This window comes from Protofrankia sp. Cr1 (genome assembly GCF_963555865.1).
Classification (GTDB): Bacteria; Actinomycetota; Actinomycetes; order Frankiales; family Frankiaceae; genus Protofrankia.
On the sequence record NZ_CAUVXO010000023.1, the window covers coordinates 1,239 to 3,277 of the forward strand.

General features: G+C 66.1%; 2 protein-coding genes. Both read left to right on the plus strand.

All coding sequences use genetic code 11. The features are described 5' to 3' along the window. Nucleotides 1–640: 640 nt before the first annotated feature. Nucleotides 641–1,507: a peptidylprolyl isomerase gene (locus U9980_RS04115; RefSeq protein ID WP_322766750.1), complete on the plus strand. Its 867-nt coding sequence runs from the start codon at nucleotides 641–643 to the stop codon at nucleotides 1,505–1,507. Nucleotides 1,508–1,728: 221 nt separating this feature from the next. Next, the coding region (locus tag U9980_RS04120; RefSeq protein WP_322766751.1) for a type IV toxin-antitoxin system AbiEi family antitoxin domain-containing protein at nucleotides 1,729–2,039 on the plus strand (311 nt) is incomplete at its 3' end.

Consider the following 2,039-nt stretch of genomic DNA (forward strand, 5'->3'; position numbering starts at 1 on the left):
ACCGGCAGTAGATGCGTGGATCAAGGAGAGTGGTACTCACCGCAACGATTATATGACCATCAATACAAGGACCGGCATGTGGCCGGTCTTCAGCTCGCGGTGGGCGGTGGGCGGTGGCGACGCAGGGGTCGCTCAGTACACCGTGCCCGGTCAGACAGCGCGCCGGTCAGACACCGTGTCCATCAGGCCGCATGTCCATCAGGCCGCGTGGGTAGCCGATGCCCGCCACCGTCGGAACAGCGAGGCTACGAGTGCGAACACGGCGGCGCTGAGCGCTTCCGCCACCAAGGTCAAGATAATCTCCGACACGGCACTCCTCGTGGACGAACCCCTTGGGGACCATCCACAGAATAGGTTTCATACGAGCGATGGAGAGGAGTCTCACACAGCAGAAAATCGTGAACATCCGGTTAACACAACGGATCACCGTCGGCACCCCATCGGCCTCCCTGGCCTGCCCGGTGGGCATCGATCCGCGCGATCGGAGATCCATCGGACGGGCCTAGTACTCTCCATGAACAGACCCTCACCGGAGCCGGACGAAGCCGCCCGTACCCGGAACGGCCAGCCAGCCGAGGGCGACGCGATCATGGATACTGTCGCGGCGCCGGCGGCCCCAAGGAACCAAGGAGACCGACAGGTGGTGACGTCCAAGACGCGGCGACGGCGCGAGCTTGCCGCCGCGAGGATCACCCGCCAGACGGAACGCCGCGCGGCTGAGCGACGCCGCCGCCAGCGCTTGATCGCCGTCATCGCCGCGGGCGTCGTGGTAGTACTCACCGGCACGGTCACCGGGGTGCTGCTGTTCGCCGGTAACGACGACAAGGCCACCGTCTCAGCGTCGGCATCGGCGACCCCGTCCGCATCTGCGGTGCCATCCGGGTCACCGTCATCCGCGGCGTCCGCCGCGCCCGCGTCGACGAAGGTCGGCCCCTGCACCTACACCTCGGACGGCCGGGATCCGTCACGGCCGGTGAGCCTGCCCACGGCGGCCGGCACCGTCGACCAGTCCCCCGCCACGATGGTCATCACCACGAACAAGGGCACGATCAAGGCAGCGCTGGACGCGGCGAAGGCTCCCTGCACCGTCCACGCCCTGCTCACCATGGCCAGTGCCAAGTACTTCGACGGCACCCCCTGCCATCGTGAAACCGCCGAGAACATCTTCGTGCTGCAGTGCGGTGACCCGACCGGTACCGGCCAGGGCGGACCGGGCTTCGCCTACGCCAACGAGAACACCAACGGCGCCACGTACACCCGCGGCGTGATCGCCATGGCCAACGCCGGTGCGAACACCAACGGCAGCCAGTTCTTCCTCATCTACAAGGACCCGAACACCGCCGGTGTGCAGGCGCTGGGAAGCAACTACACGATAGTCGGTAAGATCACCGATGGTCTCAGCATCCTCGACGCCCTCACCTCCCCCGGCATCGAGGGAGGCAGCACCGATGGTGCCCCCGTCAGCAAGGCGCAGATCACATCCGTGACCCTGACCCAGACCGCCTGACCCAGACCCCCCTGACCCAGACCCCGTTGGAGCGACCGGCACGAGTGGAAGGTAGACGTACATCCTGTGTCCGATTTATGGCCCTCTGGGATGTCAACCTTCCACTCGTCAGGACCGCACCGTCAGTAACACAAGGATCTTCTCGCCGTGACAACCCACCTCGCCCGACGGATTCCTGTGGATAAGGCACACTCGTCCGGATATTTCGAGATCCTCTCCGTGTGCTCCCGGATCTCGATCGGCTCGCCGCTAACCAGGATGGTCTGCTCTCACGTGCGCAGCTGACCGCGAGCGGTATGTCCGGAGCCACGATCGACGCGATGATCCGGCGGGGCCGCTGGCGCTGCGTCCTGCGGGGCGTCTACCTGGTGAATGCCCATGAGAACGCAGAACCCACGCCGACGCGGGTACTTGCGCGGGCCGCCATGCTGCGGTGGGGTCCGACAGCCGTGATCAGCCATTCCTCCGCCGCCGACCTGCTGGGTTTCCCGCTGCTTTCGACTCCGCCCGCCTGGGTTCGGACGCTGGGGCT